This is a genomic window from Streptomyces sp. NPDC002206 (assembly GCF_053593595.1).
Map to the genome: position 1 here is coordinate 280,147 of NZ_JBSFCW010000002.1, position 16,092 is coordinate 296,238.

The window sequence follows — 16,092 nt, forward strand, 5'->3', positions numbered from 1 at the left end:
GGCGAGACATGCATGCTTCTCCACGTGACCGACGGCTGCTGCGCTCACACTGTCGTCCGGGGCCGGGCCAGCGGCTTCAGATCGAGGTCGTCGTGCCGTTGCTCGTGGTCGCGCAGATCACCCTCTGCCGCCGTGCGGCTGTCACCGGCTTCGACAGCGCGCTCGTACTCGGGCCCGAAGCGTTCTTGCAGATGCCGCCGCCGAACAGGCCGTCGCCATGGCCGATGGTCACCCCCTTCGACCAGGCGCGATCCGGTCCGGCGAACCACTACACGACTCGCCTCTCCGGCGCCTGCTGCTCCTCTTCCTCGTCGGGCAGCTTCACGTCGGTCACCGTGATGTTGACCTCTACGACCTCCAGACCGGTCATCCGCTCGATGGCGGCGATCACCTCGGTCCGGACATCGCCCGCGAGCTCGACGATCGGGAAGCCGTATTCGACGATGATCGACAGGTCGACCGCGGTCTGGACCTCGCCGACCTCGACCTTGACACCGCCGGTGACGGACCGGCTTCCCGCTCCGGGCACTCGCTCCCACACGGTCCCCATACCGCGGATGAATCCTCCGCCCATGCCCTGGACTCCGGGCACGCCCCGGGCCGCCAGCCCGGCGATCTTCGCCACCACACCGTCGGCGATCGTGGTACGCCCCCGTGCCCCGGGTTCCGTTCGGCGGTTTTCGCCATGCGGTCCCGGTCCGTGCGTGGACTCGGACGCCGGGCGGGTGGTCTCGGGCCGGCTCAGCTGTGTTTGATCGGTCATGGTCGGTCGCCCTTCCGAAGAGGAGGTGGGCTCGATCGCCTTGGCCATTTTACGTACCATTTGTCGGCATTGCTTGGGCGGAAGGGTGGATGGCCGAGCCCGCCGCTGAGGGGAGTGGGTTGTTGTGGGGGAGTCCGGCCTCGGGTGCCCGCCCTCCGGTCCGGGACAGGGAGGCGAAGTCCGTCGCGACGCATGGTGAAGGCGACGTACGTGATTCCCGGTCCATCACGGAGGTGGCTCCCCCCGGCTACCGTCTGTGCACTGCGGTGGTCTCGTCGGTTCCGGTGCCCAGGGACCGCCCGCATCGCAGGTTCCAGCGCCCGGACCGCCCGCTGAGCTCGGTCAGCGTCAGCGGAGCGACGTCCAACCGCCAGAACGTCTGCGACGGAAGGCCCAGCGCATGCACGATCGCGGCCCGCACCACCGCGGGTTCGACCACGGCGAGCACGCTGCCGTCATCGGCACCCTCCCGATGCAGCGAATCCAGCCAGCCGCCCACCCGCGCATGCAGATCCAGCAGCGACTCACCGCCGTGCGGGGCCGCCGAGGGGCCGGACAGCCAGGTCGACACCGCCTCCGGCTCGTCCCGGCTCACCTCCGCCAGCCGTTGCCCGCTCCAGCGCCCCAAGTCCCAGCCACGAAGGGCAGGTTCGGGATCGGACCGCAGCCCCAACGCCTCGGCGGTCCCGGCGCACCGTTCGTCCGGGCCGTGCACCCGGCGATCGGCACCAGGCACCGCGGTCGCGGCCGCCCGCGCCCGCCGGACACCGGACGCGTCGAGCGGGGCGTCGCCGTCGAAGCGGGCCTCGCGCAGCGCTGCGTTGAGCGCCGGTGAGATCAACATCACCCGTACCGTCAACACCCGTGTCAACTCCCTGAACTGTGGCCTCTTCAGTAAGCACACCATGGCATCCAGGGCTGTGAGGTGGGCAGATGGTGCCATGGCGGCGGGGTGCTCCCAGACGGTATGGTCGCGACGAACATGACGACGGTGTGATGGAAGTCCGGTGAGAATCCGGCACGGTCGCGCCACTGTGAACCCGTATCCGTACGGGAAGTCAGACCCAGCACTGTCGTCTCAGGCACCACGATCGGGACGCGTGTTCCCCCAGGAGGTTCTGCCATGGCACAGACTGCTGCCCCCGCCGCCGTCGCATCACCCGCCATCACCCCCATCTCGCTGAAGGCCATCGCCCCATGGGCGGTCTTCTTCGGCATTCTCATGCTCGTCCTGCTGTACTTCGTCGGCGCCGAGCAGGGCGCCACTGCGGTCATCTCCGGCGAGGGTGTCCACGAATGGGTCCACGACGGTCGCCACCTGCTCGGTTTCCCCTGCCACTGACACACCGCGCAAGCCAGGGGAACCCCTCATGAACTCCATATCTGTCAGAGCCCTACTGGTCCGCGGCATGCTGGCCGGCCTTGTGGCGGGCGCGCTCGCACTTGCCGTCGCCTACTTCCTCGGGGAGTCGCGGGTCGACGCGGCGATCGCCCTCGAAGAGGCGCACAGCCACGACCACGGCGGCGGCGAGGAACTCGTCAGCCGCGCCATGCAGTCCACGGCCGGCCTCGCCACCGGTGTCCTCGTCTTCGGCGTGGCCATCGGCGGCATCGCCGCGCTCGTCTTCTGCTACGCCCTCGGCCGCATCGGCAGGTTCGGCCCGCGGGCCACCGCAGCACTGATCGCGTTCGGCGCCCTGCTGACCGTGTATGTCGTGCCGTTCCTCAAGTACCCGGCCAACCCGCCGGCCGTCGGCAACCCCGACACGATCGGCCAACGCACCGCCCTGTTCTTCCTCATGGTCGCTCTCAGCGTGCTGCTCGCCGTCGCGGCCGTCATCCTCGGCAAGCGGTTGGCTCCTCGGCTGGGCAACTGGAACGCGACGATCGCCGCGTCCGTCGGCTACGTCCTCGTCATCGGGCTCGCCTACGCCTTCCTGCCCTCGTTCAACGAGGTCGGCAAGGACTTCCCGGCCGGTCTGCTGTGGGAGTTCCGCCTCGCCACCCTCGCCGTTCAGGTCACGCTCTGGACCACTTTCGGTCTGTTCTTCGGCTATCTGACCGAACGGCTGCTGGTGCCGGGACCGGACACGGTCCCGGCGGGCGGCGGCACGGCATCCCGCACGGCCACCGCTGCCGACTGACCGGCCGGAACACCGCTACGACCGAACCCGCCTGGAGACGCCTGGCGGGTTCAGTCGTGGTCGGGGTCCGGCCGTCCGGCGTCACGACGGACGTCGAGCGGAGACCTGGAGAGAAGGCTCGGAACCGGCGGCTTCGTCCGTCGCAGTCGCTCCGCCCCCGGGTTCGGCCGCCGATCCGGCCGGCCAGTCGATCCGGTAATGCCTCAGCAGGTCGTCCTCCCTGACGAAGTGCATACCCGCCGCTGCCATGACGTGATGGGACGCGGTGTTGTCGACGTCGGCGTCGCCCTTCACCGACGCGACACCCGCGGCGCGGGCAAACTCCAGCAGCGCACGCAGGGCCTCGGAGGCGTACCCCTTGCCGCGCATCGCCGGTATCAGGCCGTAGCCGATCGTGACCTGCCCCCGGTCGTCCGGGACGCCATGGAAACCGACTCCACCGATGGCGTGCCCGTCCTCGCGGAGGCGGATCTCGTAGGCGCCGAACGGATGAGGATTGCCGGTATCCGCGCAGTGTTCCAGGAAGTGCCTCGCGCCCGCCCGGTCGCCGTCGTTGGGGTAGTCGGGTGCCCAGAGGGCGTCCGGTCCGGGACTGCCTTCCACTACGCACTCCGCCTCCGCGGGGGTCAGTGGGTGGAGCACGAGCCGCGTTGTCACAAGAGCTTCCATGACTCGCCGGACTATCACGGCGGCCAACCTCGACGCATCGGAATTTTGACCGACCGAAGAGTGGGTAGCGACGGGCGTAACGTTGCTACGCATAGAAGGTAGCGACGCTACCCAAATGGTGTTAGCGTTGTTCCATCGGGATGCGGACATCACCGCCCCCCTGAAGCGGGAGCAATGCCTTGACTGAGCAGACCACCACCACTGCACGCCGGGTCGCGGTCGTCACCGGAGGATCCAGGGGCATCGGCCGGGAGAGCGCCGAGCGCCTGGCTGCCGACGGATTCGCCGTCGTCATCAACTACGCGGGCAACCGGACCGAGGCCGAGGCCGCCGTCGCGGCGATTGCTGCCGCGGGTGGCGAGGCAATCGCCCACCGTGCGGACGTCGCCGACGAGGCCGCGGTAGCAGCGCTCTTCGATGCGGCGGAGGCGGCCTTCGGGGGAGTCGACGTCGTCGTCCACGCCGCGGGCGTCATGACGCTCGCACCACTCGTCGACATGGATCTGGACGCCCTGGACCGGATGCACCGGACCAACATCCGTGGCACCTTCGTCGTCGACCAGCAGGCGGCCCGTCGCCTGCGCGGCGGCGGAGCGATCATCAACTTCTCCAGCTCCGTGCTGTCGCTGGCCCTCCCCGGCTACACCGCCTACGCCGCCACCAAAGGCGCGGTCGAGGCCATGACCCTGATCCTGGCCCGCGAACTGCGCGGCAGGGACATCACGGTCAACGCCGTGGCCCCCGGGCCGACCGCCACCGCTCTCTTCCTGGACGGCAAGGACGAGGCGACCATCGACAAGCTTGCCGGCCAGGCGCCGCTGGAGCGTCTCGGGACTCCGCAGGACATCGCGGAGGTCGTCGCCTTCCTCGCCGGTCCCGCCCGCTGGGTCAACGGCCAGGTCGTGCGTGCCAACGGCGGCATCGTCTGACCGCGCCCGCTGCGGCCGCAGACCGCCGCTCTTCTTCCTCTCCTACCCCGACCGAAAGACCGAGGACTGAGTCATGAGCAAGACCATCGTCATCACCGGCGCGGGATCCGGCTTCGGCGCCCTGGCCGCCCGCGCCCTGGCCCGCGAGGGCCACACCGTCTACGCGGCCATACGCAACACCCGGACACGCAACGCCGCACGTGTGGCCGAGGCGGCGGCGTACGCCGCCGAACACCAGGTGGACCTGCGCACCGTCGAACTCGACGTGCTGTCCCAGGAGTCGGTGGACGCCGCCGTGGCCACCGTCCTCGCCGACGCCGGTCAGCTGGACGTGATCATCCACAACGCCGGACACATGGTCACCGGCCCCACCGAGGCGTTCACGCCCGAGGAGCTCGCGGCGGTCTACGACACAAATGTGCTCGGCACCCAACGCGTCAACCGGGCGGCCCTCCCGCACCTGCGCGCCCAGGAACACGGGCTGGTCGTATGGGTGGGTTCCACGTCCACCAGGGGCGGCACCCCGCCCTATCTCGCCCCGTACTTCGCGGCCAAGTCCGCCATGGACGCGCTCGCCGTCTCGTACGCCGCCGAGCTCGCCCGCTTCAACATCGAGACCACCATCGTCGTGCCCGGCTCCTTCACCTCCGGCACCAACCACTTCGTCACCGGCGGCCACTCCGCCGACCTGACCGTCGTCCCGGCGTACGAAGAGCGCTACGCGGGGATGATGGACCAGGTCTCCCAACGCCTGGCCGCCCTCGCCCCCGCCGACGCCGACGTCTCCCAGGTCGCCGACGCCATCGTCCGGGTGGTCGGGACGGAGCATGGCAAGCGCCCCTTCAGGGTCCATATCGACCCCGTCGACGACGGCAGCGAAACGGTCAGCGCCGTCGCCGACCACATACGCTCCCAGTTCCTCACCCGCATCGGCCTCGACGACCTGTTGGCTCCCCATGCAGCGCGCTGACCCCCGCACGCTCCCCTTGATAGCGTCCGTTCGATGAGCACTCGAGCACGCATCCTGGAAGTGGCGGCCGACCTGGTCGCGAAGTCGCCGGACGGGGGCGTCTCCACCCGGGCCGTGTGCGAGGCCGCGCAGGTGGGGGCCCCGGCCCTCTACCGGTACTTCGGCGACAAGGAAGGACTGCTCTCGGCCGTCGTCGATCACGGCTTCGATGCGTACCTGGCGACGAAGCGGGAGCGCGGCGACACCGCGGACCCCGTCCAGGACCTGCGCGACGGCTGGGACAGCCATGTCGAGTTCGCCCTGCGCAATCCGAACCTGTACCGGTTGATGAATTCCCCCGCCATGCGCACCCCGCCGGCCGCCGCGCTCGAATCGCATCGGATCCTCACCAGGGACCTGGAACGGGCCGCGGCACAGGGAAAGCTGCGGATCGCGCCCGAGCCGGCCGCTCAGATGATCATGTCTGCCAATGTCGGCGTCGCGCTGATGCTGGTCGCCCGCCCGGCGACGTTCACCGACAACGGCATGTCGGTACGAGTACGCGATGCGGTGCACGCGGCCGTGTTCGTACCCGAAGCGAGCGGAGGCAAGTCGGAGGCCGCGGGTGAGGCGCAGATCCCCTCCGCCGCCAACCGGCTGAGGGCCCTGTTGCACGACTCTCCTCGCGCCGGACTCAGCAAGGCCGAATCGGCCCTGATGACCGAATGGCTGGACCGCGTATCGAACGCTGCGGGAAGCCGGGCCGCGGACGACGCGTAAACCGATCGCTCCGGCTGAGGCGCCACTTACCGGGGCATCGATCCCTGAGGCTCCGATGCCGATGGCCGGAAACCGGCCGGGGGCGCCGGGCCTCGGGACTGCGACCGGTCGACTCGTTCTTCAACACGGCCGCAGCCCGCCCGAAGGCGCTCCGCCTCAGAGGTCCGAGGCGCCCGCGTCGTCCCCGAAGTCCCCGGACATCGCCGCAGCCATCCGCAGATGCGGCGTCGCCTCGGCCTGCCGCCCCTGCCGCTCCAGCGTGCGACCGAGCATCAGCCGCGCGTAGTGCTCCACGGGGTCGCGCTCCAGCACGGCCCGCAGTTCCGTCTCGGCCTTGCCGAGCCGGGCCGAGTGGTAGTAGGCACGGGCCAGCAGCAGTCGCGGGGCGACCTGCTCCGGCGCTTCCTCGACCAGCCCACCCAGGATCCGGGCCGCGGTGAGATACTCCTTGGCCTCGAAAAACATCCGGGCGCGGTCCCAGCGGTCAGCTGCGGTACCGAACTCGAAGTAGCTGTCGTTCACTTGTCCTCCTCGGTTGCGGCCTTCCCGGATCCTGCCGGTCGGGCGTCCGGTCGTCCGCCCAGCCGTTCGTTCACCGTTGACAACACAGCATAATGGTTGAACATTCCACTAAAATCTCGGCGTGGGTATCGACCACCCATGCCCGCACGGGAATAGGTTGAGCGCCATGAGCAATCTCGATCGCCAGGCCGCACTCTCCGTCTGTGGAGGGCGGGGTTTCGTCGTCGCCGAGCCGGTACGTGAACTTCTCGCCCCGCGCCACGTCCAGCTCGGCGAGTCCACCGAGGTCCGCCGGCTGCTGCCCAATCTCGGCCGGCGCATGGTCGGCGCCTGGGCCTTCGTGGACCATTACGGCCCCGACGACATCGCCGACGAGCCCGGGATGCAGGTCCCGCCGCACCCCCACATGGGTCTGCAGACGGTGAGCTGGCTCCATGAGGGCGAGGTGCTGCACCGCGACAGCCTGGGCAGTCTGCAGACGGTCCGCCCGCGCGAACTGGGGCTGATGACCTCCGGCCGGGCGATCAGCCACTCCGAGGAGAGCCCGAAGCCGCACGCCCGTTTTCTGCACGGCGCCCAGCTCTGGGTGGCTCTGCCCGACGCGCACCGGCAGGTCGAGCCGCACTTCCAGCACCACACCGACCTGCCCACCGTCACCGCCCCCGGCCTCACCGCCACGGTGATCCTCGGCGAACTCGACGGTGCCACGTCACCGGGCACGGCTTATACCCCGATCGTCGGCGCAGACATCGCTCTGACGGACGGTGCCGAGGCGCGACTGCCGCTCGACCCCGACTTCGAGTACGCAGTGCTGTCGATGTCCGGCGAGGCGGAGGTCGACGGTGTGCCGCTGCAGCCCGGATCGATGCTCTACCTCGGCTGCGGCCGCACCGAACTCCCCCTCCGTGCCGCCTCCGACGCCGGCCTCATGCTTCTGGGCGGTGAGCCGTTCGAGGAAGAGATCGTCATGTGGTGGAACTTCATCGGCCGTTCTCACGAGGAGATCGAAGAGGCCCGGAGGGGCTGGATGGAAGGGTCCCGCTTCGGAGAGGTGAAGGGCTACGACGGCGGCCGGCTGGCCGCCCCCGAACTGCCGCCGGTGGCGCTGAAGCCGCGAGGACGGGTGCGCTGACCTGGGGTGATGTGCCTGTTACGAGTCGCCTCCGTGCGCCCTCCCTGCGTCCCTTCGCCGGTTCGGTGAGGGGACGCAGCTATGCCCGGGGCGTGGGCTGGCTCCTTGGGTAAACAACGCCGGAGTGATGGCCCCGCCGGAACTCACCCGCACGCCTGACGGCCGGGAAATGCAGTTCGCCGTCAACCACCTGGGCCACATCGCTCTCGCCGTCGGCCTCCACCCGGCACTCGCGGCCGCGGACGGCGCGCGGATCGTCTCGGTGAGTTCCATCGGTCACCTCTTCTCACCGGTCGTCTTCGACGACCTGGACCACCGCTTCCGCCCCTACGACCCATGGACCTCCTACGGGCAGTCGAAGACCGCCAACGCCCTGTTCGCCGTCGGTGCGGCCGAGCGATGGGCCGACGACGGCATCACCGCCAACGCTCTGATGCCGGGCAACATCGGCGAGACGAGCCTGGCCCGGCACATGGACCTGCAGCAGGTGGCCGACTTCATCGCCTCGGGCGAACTCGCACTGCCACCGCAGAAGACTGTGGAGCAGGGCGCCGCGACCTCGGTGCTGTTGGCCGCCTCGCCGACGGTGGAGGGCGTCACCGGCCGCCATTTCGAGGATTGTGCGCAGGCCGAGACGGTCACCGAACGAGCCGGTGCCGTCTCCGGCGTCGCGCCGTACGCCTTGGATCGGGAGAACGCGGCCCGGCTGTGGGCCGTGTCCGAGAGTCTCGTCCGCTGGCGTTCCGGGTTGCGGGCGGGACCTCGCGACACGAACCGTGGGACCGGCTGCGCAGCCAACTGTGGCAGCCCCCACGTGCCCATGGCGAGCAGCCGCGCAAGCGGGTGGTCGGCCCGCTCGAACTGTTCCACGACCTGGTCGTGGTCGTGCTGGTCGCCCAGGCCGCACACCACTTCGCCGGGTACCTGAGCTGGCGCGGGCCGGGCGAGTTCGCCGCAGTTTTCGCGCTGGTGTGGATCGCCTCGATCAACGGCAGCCTCCACCATGTGCTCTGCCGTCGCACGGGTCAAGGGCGCGATAGCCGACGCCCGCGCCGCCGGCGGCACCATCGGCTAAGTCCGCGACCCGCGGGCCGCCCCGGAGGATGCCGGCCGACCCTGCGCGAGTGCGGTCGTGAGAGCGGCCCGGTGCCCCTCGCCGCGGATCAGTGGCAAGGGGCACCGGCAGGTAGGAGCGGTCAGGGCTGTGCTGTGAGCGTGAAGCTCTGTGCGGAGGAGCCGTCGCAGGGTCGCTGGGTGAGCTGGACACCGTTCGTCGAGGAGCTCGCGGAACTAAGGCACTGGCCGCTGTGGCGGGCGGTGAAGTGGTATCGCCCGACGCTCTCCTTCACGGGCCGCCACTGCTGGTTCTGCCCGCCCGCGTAACTCCACAGCTGGAGTGGCGCGTTGGCGGCGGTCGAGCGGTCGGTCACATCGATGACCTGTTGCGGGTTCCCGCGGATGGTGATCCGTGTGTATCCGCTGTCCGTCGAGCGGAACTGGAACTGCTGTGCCAGGGTCCCGTTGCAGGAGTACTGCTGGATCGCGGTCCCGTTCGCCGTGGCGGCGGAACGGGCATCCACACACGTGCCGTTGGAGGCGCTCGTCAGCGAGTACCAGGCGGTCTCGGAGATCTGGTCCGCCGGTGGCACGGTGTCTCCGGCCCCGCCCAGCCACTTCAGCCCGTCGAGCAGGAACCGGTTCTGTGTCTCACTGGCGAACGTCGACGACAGCGCGGTGTTGGATGCGTAGTCCATCGCGTTGTGACCGAAGTTCGCGTACAGCATCCTGTACTTCGAGTTGGTCCACAGGATCGGGTAATAGCCGCTGTACCAGGTCTGGTTCGGGTCCGTTCCCAACGGCAAGCTGCTCGGGTCCACCGAGGCGAGGATCTTGATATCCGGATTCTGCCGCAGGTCGTTGGACCAGCTGTACCACTCGCTGACCGACGAGGTGAAGGTCGCGGGCAGGCTCTTGGTGGACGGGTGAGTGCGGTCCTCGACCTTCAGGACGGCTGTGGTCGGACCCCAGGTATTGGACCTGAAGGTGCCGCTGCCGAGGAACTGGTTGTGGTACCAGGGCCAGGACTGTGCGTCCGTCGTGAAGGCGGAGACGTGGAAGCCCATCCAGGCGCCGCCACCGCGCATGTACTGCTCGAAGCCGGACCGCTGGGCGGCAGTCTGCGGTAAGTCGTCGAGGAACAGGACGACTTGATAGGCGTTCACACCACCGTTGCTGAGCAGGTCCCAGTTGTTGCTGGCCGTGTAGGTGAAGCCGTTCTGCGTGGCCTGCTCGGGGAACCAGTCGTTGGCCTCGTGGACGAAGCTGATGTGCGCGGCGTCCCAGGTGCCGTTGTAGAGGGCGAGCACCTTGAACGGCGTTGCCGCCGTGCTCGCCCGGGCGTCGGGCGGTGCCGCCAGGCCGAGCAGTGTCGCCAGCAGGACGAGGACCCACAGAGTCGCGCGCGCCGGACCGGATCTGCTGATGTCCGTGCTGATGTCCATCGACGATCCTTCCTTGAGCATCAGGGGTAGCTGACGAGGTTGGCGACGTTGGTGGTGGAGTTGGACGGGCCACCCCGGTCGTTGACGACGTGCCGGATCGTCCCGGTGCCGCCCAGCGAGACCGTCACCATGTCCTTGAAACGCACATTCGCGTTGTTGGGCGCCTCGATGGCGTGCTCGGCGGTGACACTCGGATTGACGTTGAAGTAGCAGTAGCTGCCGAATCCGTACACCTGATGACTCGTTACGGAGTCCGCGACCTTGTAGGCCGCGTAGCCCTGCGTCGAACCGTTCATCCAGGAAGCCTGGTTGGGCGGGTCGTACGGCATCTCGTTCTGGTAGAAGTACGTGCGGCCGCCGTTGCCGTTCCAGATGGTCTGGTGCTTCTGGTAGTGCTCGACGAACAAGCCGTACATCGTCACGTCGTTGCCGTTGACGACGAGCCCCGTGGCGCCGGTGTTGCTGGTCCAGCCCACGCCGTTGCCATGGTCGGCGCGCCACAGCCACAGGTGGTCGCCGATGACACCGTTGCTGTTGATGGTCAGGCTGGTGGTGGCCTTGCCGACGCCCGCGCCGCCGATGCGGAAGAACACATCGTGCAGGGAACTGGGGTCGGCGCTGTGGTCGGCCGACGAGCCGCTCGGCCCCATCTCCAGGAGCTGGGACGAGTTCGTGGTGCCGGCGTCGATCAGCAACCCGGCCAGCTGGACACCGTTCACGTCGGCGACCGTCATGGCGGTGATCCCGTTGTCGGGAATGAGCGTGGCCAGGCCGAGGCCCAGGACCACGGTGCCGGCCCTGGTCACCTTGAGCGTCTGGTCGAGGTGGTAGACACCCGGCGTCACCAGCAGGTTCTTCCCCTGGGCGAGCGCGTCGTTCATCTGTGCGGCCGTCGCGCCCGGCTTGACGATGAAGAAGTCGGAGAGGGGCAGGGACGTGCCCGTGGGCGCGCCCGAACTCCACGAGGTGCCGGACGAGTTGGTGCGTACCCCGGGCACGAACACCTTGTAGACGCCCGTCGGGTCGACGTACAGGAAGGGCTTCTCACGCGACACGGGGGTTTGGTCGACCGTGGTGTACGGCGGGCTCGGGAAGCTGTTCGCGGGAGCGTTCTTGGCGCCGACGTAGACCATGTTCCAGTTGGAGCCGGTCCAGCTCGACCACTCCGTGTTGCGCGACAGCCACTGCTGCTGCGAACCCGAGTTGACCTGACCGTCGATCTTCGTGTCGGCCATGTAGCCGCCGCTGGACCAACCGCCGTCGTCCAGCCGGAGGTTGCCGCGCAGATGCATCCGGCGGTACGGGGCGGCTTGCGACACCGCCCAACGGTCCGTGCCGGAGGTCGGGGTCACGGACAGGTTCTCCGCCGACCGCCAGAAGTTCTGGGTGGCGTTGCCCTGGAACCAGTCCGCCTCGGCGTGTACCGCACCACGGATGGTGACGTCGTCGGGGGAGAGGCCGAGCCCCGCGACCTGGGTGTAGAAGCCGACATTGGCATCGGCGTCGTAGGTGCCCGGCTTGAAGAGGAAGGCCTTGCGGGCGGTGCCGAACTGGTTGGTCTCCTGCTGGGCGAAGGCCGCGTTCAGGCTGCTCTGGATGGTGGCAGCGGGTGTGGACGGGTCGAAAACGGTGACATTCGGGCCGAGGTCCGGTGTCCCGGGGGGCTGTTGGGGGTCCGCGGGGTTGACGTGGAAGGACTGGGCCGCGCTGCCGTTGCAGGCGTACTGCTGGAGCTGCACACTGTCCGCGGTCGAGGCGCTCGGCACGTCGAGGCACTTGCCGCTGTTGCGGTTCACGAAGTGGTACGCGCCGCTGGACTCCGCCACGGCTTGCCACTGCTGGTTGTTTCCGCCGCCGTACGTCCACAGCTGCACCAGCGCGCTGTCCGCCGTCGAGACGCCGGTGACGTCCCAGACCTTGGTGGCGTCGGTGCGATTGCCGACCTGTGCGTATCCGCCGGAAGTGACCGCGAACTGCCATTGCTGGGCCTGGCTGCCGTTGCAGGCGTACTGCTGGACGACGGTGCCGTTCGCCGTTCCCGCGGCGCGTGCGTCGACGCATTTGCCGCTGCCCACGTTGACCACGGTGGCCCAACTGGTCGGCAGTGCGGCGGTCTGCGCGGTCGCCGTGTCCTGCGAGGCGGCCGCGATACCGGTTCCGGCCGTGGCGACGAGGGCGATCGCGATGAGCAGCTTCGGTATCCGGCGACGGCCGGTTTCTCTCTTGGATCCGGGCACGGTGGGATCTCCTGTGGGGGTGGGGGTCGGGGGTGGGAGAGGCGGACGTGTCCGTCAGCCGGTGACTCCGGAGCAGCTGTCGGCGACGCCGCAGGCCCACAACTGGACCTTGGCTCCGGCGGCGGTCGAATTGCCGGTGACGTCGAGACGTTTGCCCGGGAGTCGGGTGATCGTGCCGGTGGCGGCCGCGGCGGGCGACACTCTGAGGGGACCGGCCGAGAGGGCGAGTACCGCTGAGAGGGTGCCGCGCAGCGTCGTGGAGGGCAGAGGGGGATGTCTGGCCATCGAGGGGGCACAGCCTTTCGTGCGTGGCCGACGGTGGGGGGTGGGAGCGTGGCGCGCAGGTGCAGGCATCGGGACGGAAGGTGCGTGACCCGTCCAGACATGTGAACGTCGAGTGCATTCATGGAACGGTGGTGATCGGTGAACCTAAAGGTCTGAACCAGGCACGTCAAGATGTGAAGCGAAGAGACCCCGTAATTGCCCTACATGTGCAAGGAGTTGAACGCATGGGGATGGCGGCGCCCTCGTATCGTCGACGGACGTGTGTGGTGCCGACGGCACTCGCGTTCGCGGTGGGAGCGCCGACCTGGCCACCGCGGGCCCGCGTGACTCCTGGAGGGAAGGCCGCCCGCGCCTCGGCCGGCAGGACCCCGTGTGCACCTTCCGTCCGGACACTTTCAGGCCAAAGCCGTCTGCCCGACCCTGGTCGCGTTCACCCACAAGCTCATGCACTGACTCCAACTCTTCGCCACCCTGCGCGCCCCACCGCGCAGCTGACGCCCCATCCGGCCCGCCCCAGTCCCAAGGGCCGCACCTGGCGTGCGTCCATGTCGGCAGGTTCGCCCATGGATTGTCGCGGCTGCGACTGGTCGTCGGCGCCGTGCCCGGCAGTTCGACCACCGGGTGAGCACTTACGGGTGGCCTGCACCCATATTCATGGAAATCCAGGGGAAAGTCATTCTCCGTAGCGATTCATGCAGAAGTCCATAGTTTTTGCATGGTGTACGAGATCGCGACGGCCCTGCTCCCCGTCTTCCCGCCTCGCACTCCGTGGTCATCGCCCTGCCGCCCCAGCATGTATGAGCCCAGGAACTGCGCAGCACCGGCATAGCGGCCGGGGCGGCAGGGCGCGGACGGGCCCGCCGCGGGGCGCGGCGGGCCCGAAACAGGGGGCGGGGCCGGTTACTTGCCGGGGCCGGGGTCGGCCGGCGCGTACAGCGCTTCGCGCAGAGTCGCGGTCGTCCGGGCGACGGCTTGCTTGGCGGCCTGGGTGTCGGCGAGTGCGTTGAGCATCATGAAGTCGTGGGTGACGCCGCTGTGGTGGGACGAGGTGACCGGGACGCCGGCCGCGCGGAGCTGGGTGGCATACGCGTTGGCCGCATCCAGCAGAACATCGGAGTCGATGATCATCAGGGCGGGCGGCCGGCCGCGCAGCTGGTCGACGGTGGCGTGCAGCGGGGAGGCCAGCGGATTGCTGCGGTCGGCCACGCGGGGCGCATAGGCGTCCCAGAACCACTTCATGGCCGGCCGCGTGAGCCAGCAGTTTTCGGCGAAGCGGTTGTAGGAGGCGGTGTCGAAGTCGGCGTCGGTGACGGGGTAGAGCATGACCTGCTGCTTGAAGCGAGGCTTGTTCAGCACTTCCCGGGCGTCCTTGTACGACTGCTCTTACAGCGGGGTGCCGCCGGCTGCCGCGAGCGTGTCGAGGAAGTCCTGGTCGATCTTTTCCAGCTTCGCCGGCGGCTTGCCGCAGGGCACGTACTCGGACTGGATCTGTCCGGCCCCGGCGACTACCGTTCCAGCCCCTTGACGACGGCGACGGTGACCAGCGCGTAGGCCACGTGCGGAACGATGTCGGCGACCCAGTCGGAGCGTGACCACGTGCGCGGGTCGGTCACGCGCAGGACGGTCATCGGGCCGTTGGTCCCGATCAGCGCCCCCGTGGTCGCCGTGGCGGCCAGGACCGCGTTGCCCGGCCGCCAGCCGCAGGAGAGAGCGAGGCCGAGCAGGGCACCCATCCCCACACCCGCTGCTGTACCGGTCAAGGGGCCCAGACCTTTGACGCGGTTCTCCCGTGCGTTCTCGTCGCCCGGGATCGGAACGTGCAGGGTCTCCGACAGCCGTTCCACGGTGACCTCGGGTGTCGTACTCGCTCCTCGGCCGCGGACCACCATGTCCAGGTACCCGACCGCGTCCAGGACCGTGGTCCCGGCAGCGCCCGCGGCGGCCCCGGCCAGGAGACCACGCAGGTGCCGGGCGGGACCGCTGATTGCTGTCATGGGCCGCTCATCCCTTCACGGAGTCCAGCAGCGCGGGGAGCGCACCATTGATGGCAGATGTCGGCCATCGCCATGTGCGCCCAGCTCCCGGTACGGATGGATGTCACTTCCGGCTCTGCTGAACTGCCTCGTGAGCTGCCGGCTCCGCACCGTCTCAGTAAATACACCGGACGGCTCACTCCGCCACCGGAGCCCCGGCATCGGGACCGGGCGGATCGGTGAGGGCAAGCGTCGGCAGCGAACCGGCTCTCGACCACCTGTACTGCGGTGGTGCGCCTGCCGCGAGTCGGTATCGCGTGCCCGTGCTGCCCCCCTCGGCTGCATCCGCAGAGGGGGACGGGTGCGCCTGGTTCGTAGGGCGGTCGCCCTGACGAAGGAGGGCGATTTCTTGACGCGAAGGGCCACCACAACCTGCCGGCGACCCCGGAGGTTGCCGGACGCCCCCGTGCGGGCTGCGCCGCGCACCGGACTTCGCCCACGCGTCAGGTCTGGTCGACCCCGCCCTCCAGATGCGGCAGGTGGTGGCCAAGGCGTTCTCGCTTGGTCCGCAGGTAGACGAGGTTCTCCTCACGAGGTTGTGTCAGCAGCGGAACCTGTTCGGTAACCTTGATGCCGTGCTGCAGCAGCGCCTCGCGCTTGCGTGGGTTGTTCGACAGCAGTCGCACGGATCGGACACCGAGGTCGTGCAGAATCTCCGCCGCCACCTGGTAGTCGCGGGCGTCGACCGGGAGCCCGAGCGCGATATTCGCCTCGACCGTGTCAAGTCCCTCCGCCTGGAGCTGCATCGCCCGCAGCTTGGCCAACAGGCCGATTCCCCGGCCTTCGTGACCCCGCAGGTAGATGAGTACGCCGCGTCCTTCGCCCACGATGGCGCGTAGTGCCGCGGACAGTTGGTCCCCACACTCGCAATGGTTGGATCCAAAGGTATCTCCGGTCAGACACTCCGAATGTACCCGGGTGAGCGCATCGTCTCCCTCGATGTCGCCGTATACCAGCGCTATTTGTTCATCCCTGCGATTGTGGTCCAAGTAGCCGACAGCACGGAAAACGCCGTGCTCGGTTGACAGCTGGACAGTTGTCGCTCGTTCAGCGCCCGTTGAACGCGCGCTGTCGCGGTGTGCGCCATCGCTCTCTATCATGGCCCGATCATATCGGGTAGCCTTGGCGGGTGGGCCGGAAGTCGACGA

At 68.8% G+C, this 16,092-nt stretch carries 17 protein-coding genes, 1 pseudogene and 1 riboswitch; of the genes and pseudogenes, 7 read left to right on the forward strand and 11 right to left on the reverse strand.

Going from position 1 to position 16,092, the window contains the following annotated elements:
* Window positions 1-76 precede the first annotated feature (76 nt).
* From ACWCP8_RS06135 to ACWCP8_RS06145, 3 genes are all read right to left on the reverse strand, one after another.
* Window positions 77-232, reverse strand: a complete 156-nt coding sequence (locus ACWCP8_RS06135) for a hypothetical protein (protein ID WP_451114471.1) — start codon at window positions 230-232, stop codon at window positions 77-79.
* Between the two features lie 36 nt (window positions 233-268).
* Complete coding sequence (locus tag ACWCP8_RS06140) at window positions 269-763, reverse strand: Asp23/Gls24 family envelope stress response protein (protein ID WP_451114473.1); 495 nt, start codon at window positions 761-763, stop codon at window positions 269-271.
* A 247-nt stretch (window positions 764-1,010) separates the two neighbouring features.
* Window positions 1,011-1,622 (reverse strand): histidine phosphatase family protein, encoded by a 612-nt coding sequence (locus ACWCP8_RS06145; protein ID WP_352268403.1) that lies wholly within the window; start codon window positions 1,620-1,622, stop codon window positions 1,011-1,013.
* Window positions 1,623-1,734: 112 nt separating this feature from the next.
* Window positions 1,735-1,883, forward strand: a riboswitch (adenosylcobalamin (AdoCbl) riboswitch).
* A gap of 3 nt (window positions 1,884-1,886) precedes the next feature.
* Here ACWCP8_RS06145 and ACWCP8_RS06150 point away from each other — a divergent pair.
* Complete coding sequence (locus ACWCP8_RS06150) at window positions 1,887-2,105, forward strand: CbtB domain-containing protein (RefSeq protein ID WP_030980799.1); 219 nt, start codon at window positions 1,887-1,889, stop codon at window positions 2,103-2,105.
* Window positions 2,106-2,133: 28 nt separating this feature from the next.
* Window positions 2,134-2,907, forward strand: coding sequence for a CbtA family protein (locus ACWCP8_RS06155; protein WP_352268278.1), 774 nt, complete (start codon window positions 2,134-2,136; stop codon window positions 2,905-2,907).
* 81 nt (window positions 2,908-2,988) lie between these two features.
* On the opposite strand, the gene ACWCP8_RS06160 is transcribed toward ACWCP8_RS06155, so the two are convergent.
* Window positions 2,989-3,564, reverse strand: coding sequence for a GNAT family N-acetyltransferase (locus ACWCP8_RS06160; RefSeq protein ID WP_451114475.1), 576 nt, complete (start codon window positions 3,562-3,564; stop codon window positions 2,989-2,991).
* 191 nt (window positions 3,565-3,755) lie between these two features.
* On the opposite strand from ACWCP8_RS06160, the gene ACWCP8_RS06165 reads away from it, so the two are divergent.
* From ACWCP8_RS06165 to ACWCP8_RS06175, 3 genes are all read left to right on the forward strand, one after another.
* Window positions 3,756-4,505, forward strand: a complete 750-nt coding sequence (locus ACWCP8_RS06165; protein WP_352268275.1) for an SDR family oxidoreductase — start codon at window positions 3,756-3,758, stop codon at window positions 4,503-4,505.
* 73 nt (window positions 4,506-4,578) lie between these two features.
* Entirely contained in the window at window positions 4,579-5,475 is an 897-nt protein-coding gene (locus ACWCP8_RS06170) for an SDR family oxidoreductase (RefSeq protein WP_451114478.1), read from the forward strand.
* A 33-nt stretch (window positions 5,476-5,508) separates the two neighbouring features.
* Window positions 5,509-6,234 (forward strand): TetR/AcrR family transcriptional regulator, encoded by a 726-nt coding sequence (locus ACWCP8_RS06175; RefSeq protein WP_352268272.1) that lies wholly within the window; start codon window positions 5,509-5,511, stop codon window positions 6,232-6,234.
* Between the two features lie 156 nt (window positions 6,235-6,390).
* Here the strand turns inward: ACWCP8_RS06175 and ACWCP8_RS06180 are convergent, their stop codons facing one another.
* The gene (locus ACWCP8_RS06180; RefSeq protein WP_352268270.1) at window positions 6,391-6,756 is read right to left on the reverse strand and encodes a tetratricopeptide repeat protein; all 366 of its coding nucleotides are present in this window, start codon (window positions 6,754-6,756) and stop codon (window positions 6,391-6,393) included.
* A gap of 166 nt (window positions 6,757-6,922) precedes the next feature.
* On the opposite strand from ACWCP8_RS06180, the gene ACWCP8_RS06185 reads away from it, so the two are divergent.
* Together ACWCP8_RS06185 and ACWCP8_RS06190 are read left to right on the forward strand one after the other, a co-directional pair.
* A complete protein-coding gene (locus tag ACWCP8_RS06185) occupies window positions 6,923-7,888 on the forward strand; it encodes a pirin family protein (RefSeq protein WP_352268269.1) in 966 nt (321 codons plus the stop codon).
* Between the two features lie 109 nt (window positions 7,889-7,997).
* Window positions 7,998-8,618, forward strand: a pseudogene (locus ACWCP8_RS06190) (SDR family NAD(P)-dependent oxidoreductase); the annotation flags it as partial.
* Between the two features lie 466 nt (window positions 8,619-9,084).
* On the opposite strand, the gene ACWCP8_RS06195 reads toward ACWCP8_RS06190, so the two are convergent.
* The 6 genes from ACWCP8_RS06195 to ribA form a co-directional block, all read right to left on the reverse strand.
* Window positions 9,085-10,389 carry a ThuA domain-containing protein gene (locus ACWCP8_RS06195; protein WP_451114481.1) on the reverse strand — a complete coding sequence of 435 codons (1,305 nt, stop codon included), beginning with the start codon at window positions 10,387-10,389 and terminating at the stop codon, window positions 9,085-9,087.
* A 20-nt stretch (window positions 10,390-10,409) separates the two neighbouring features.
* Entirely contained in the window at window positions 10,410-12,569 is a 2,160-nt protein-coding gene (locus tag ACWCP8_RS06200; RefSeq protein WP_451114892.1) for an RICIN domain-containing protein, read from the reverse strand.
* A 111-nt stretch (window positions 12,570-12,680) separates the two neighbouring features.
* Entirely contained in the window at window positions 12,681-12,911 is a 231-nt protein-coding gene (locus tag ACWCP8_RS06205; protein WP_352268267.1) for an RICIN domain-containing protein, read from the reverse strand.
* Window positions 12,912-13,811: 900 nt separating this feature from the next.
* Window positions 13,812-14,267 (reverse strand): alpha/beta hydrolase fold domain-containing protein, encoded by a 456-nt coding sequence (locus ACWCP8_RS06210; RefSeq protein ID WP_451114483.1) that lies wholly within the window; start codon window positions 14,265-14,267, stop codon window positions 13,812-13,814.
* A gap of 149 nt (window positions 14,268-14,416) precedes the next feature.
* Window positions 14,417-14,905, reverse strand: coding sequence for a hypothetical protein (locus tag ACWCP8_RS06215; protein WP_352268265.1), 489 nt, complete (start codon window positions 14,903-14,905; stop codon window positions 14,417-14,419).
* A gap of 482 nt (window positions 14,906-15,387) precedes the next feature.
* Window positions 15,388-16,044, reverse strand: a complete 657-nt coding sequence (gene ribA / locus ACWCP8_RS06220) for a GTP cyclohydrolase II (protein ID WP_352268264.1) — start codon at window positions 16,042-16,044, stop codon at window positions 15,388-15,390.
* Window positions 16,045-16,092: the final 48 nt, after the last annotated feature.

Bases quoted from the DNA above. Each gene is read 5' to 3' on its own strand.
- ACWCP8_RS06150 (WP_030980799.1), top strand. From the start codon at position 1,887: ATGGCACAGACTGCTGCCCCCGCCGCCGTCGCATCACCCGCCATCACC.
- ACWCP8_RS06175 (WP_352268272.1), top strand. From the start codon at position 5,509: ATGAGCACTCGAGCACGCATCCTGGAAGTGGCGGCCGACCTGGTCGCG.
- ACWCP8_RS06155 (WP_352268278.1), top strand. From the start codon at position 2,134: ATGAACTCCATATCTGTCAGAGCCCTACTGGTCCGCGGCATGCTGGCC.
- ACWCP8_RS06205 (WP_352268267.1), bottom strand. From the start codon at position 12,911: ATGGCCAGACATCCCCCTCTGCCCTCCACGACGCTGCGCGGCACCCTC.
- ribA (WP_352268264.1), bottom strand. From the start codon at position 16,044: ATGATAGAGAGCGATGGCGCACACCGCGACAGCGCGCGTTCAACGGGC.
- ACWCP8_RS06215 (WP_352268265.1), bottom strand. From the start codon at position 14,905: ATGACAGCAATCAGCGGTCCCGCCCGGCACCTGCGTGGTCTCCTGGCC.
- ACWCP8_RS06140 (WP_451114473.1), bottom strand. From the start codon at position 763: ATGACCGATCAAACACAGCTGAGCCGGCCCGAGACCACCCGCCCGGCG.
- ACWCP8_RS06185 (WP_352268269.1), top strand. From the start codon at position 6,923: ATGAGCAATCTCGATCGCCAGGCCGCACTCTCCGTCTGTGGAGGGCGG.
- ACWCP8_RS06170 (WP_451114478.1), top strand. From the start codon at position 4,579: ATGAGCAAGACCATCGTCATCACCGGCGCGGGATCCGGCTTCGGCGCC.
- ACWCP8_RS06195 (WP_451114481.1), bottom strand. From the start codon at position 10,389: ATGGACATCAGCACGGACATCAGCAGATCCGGTCCGGCGCGCGCGACT.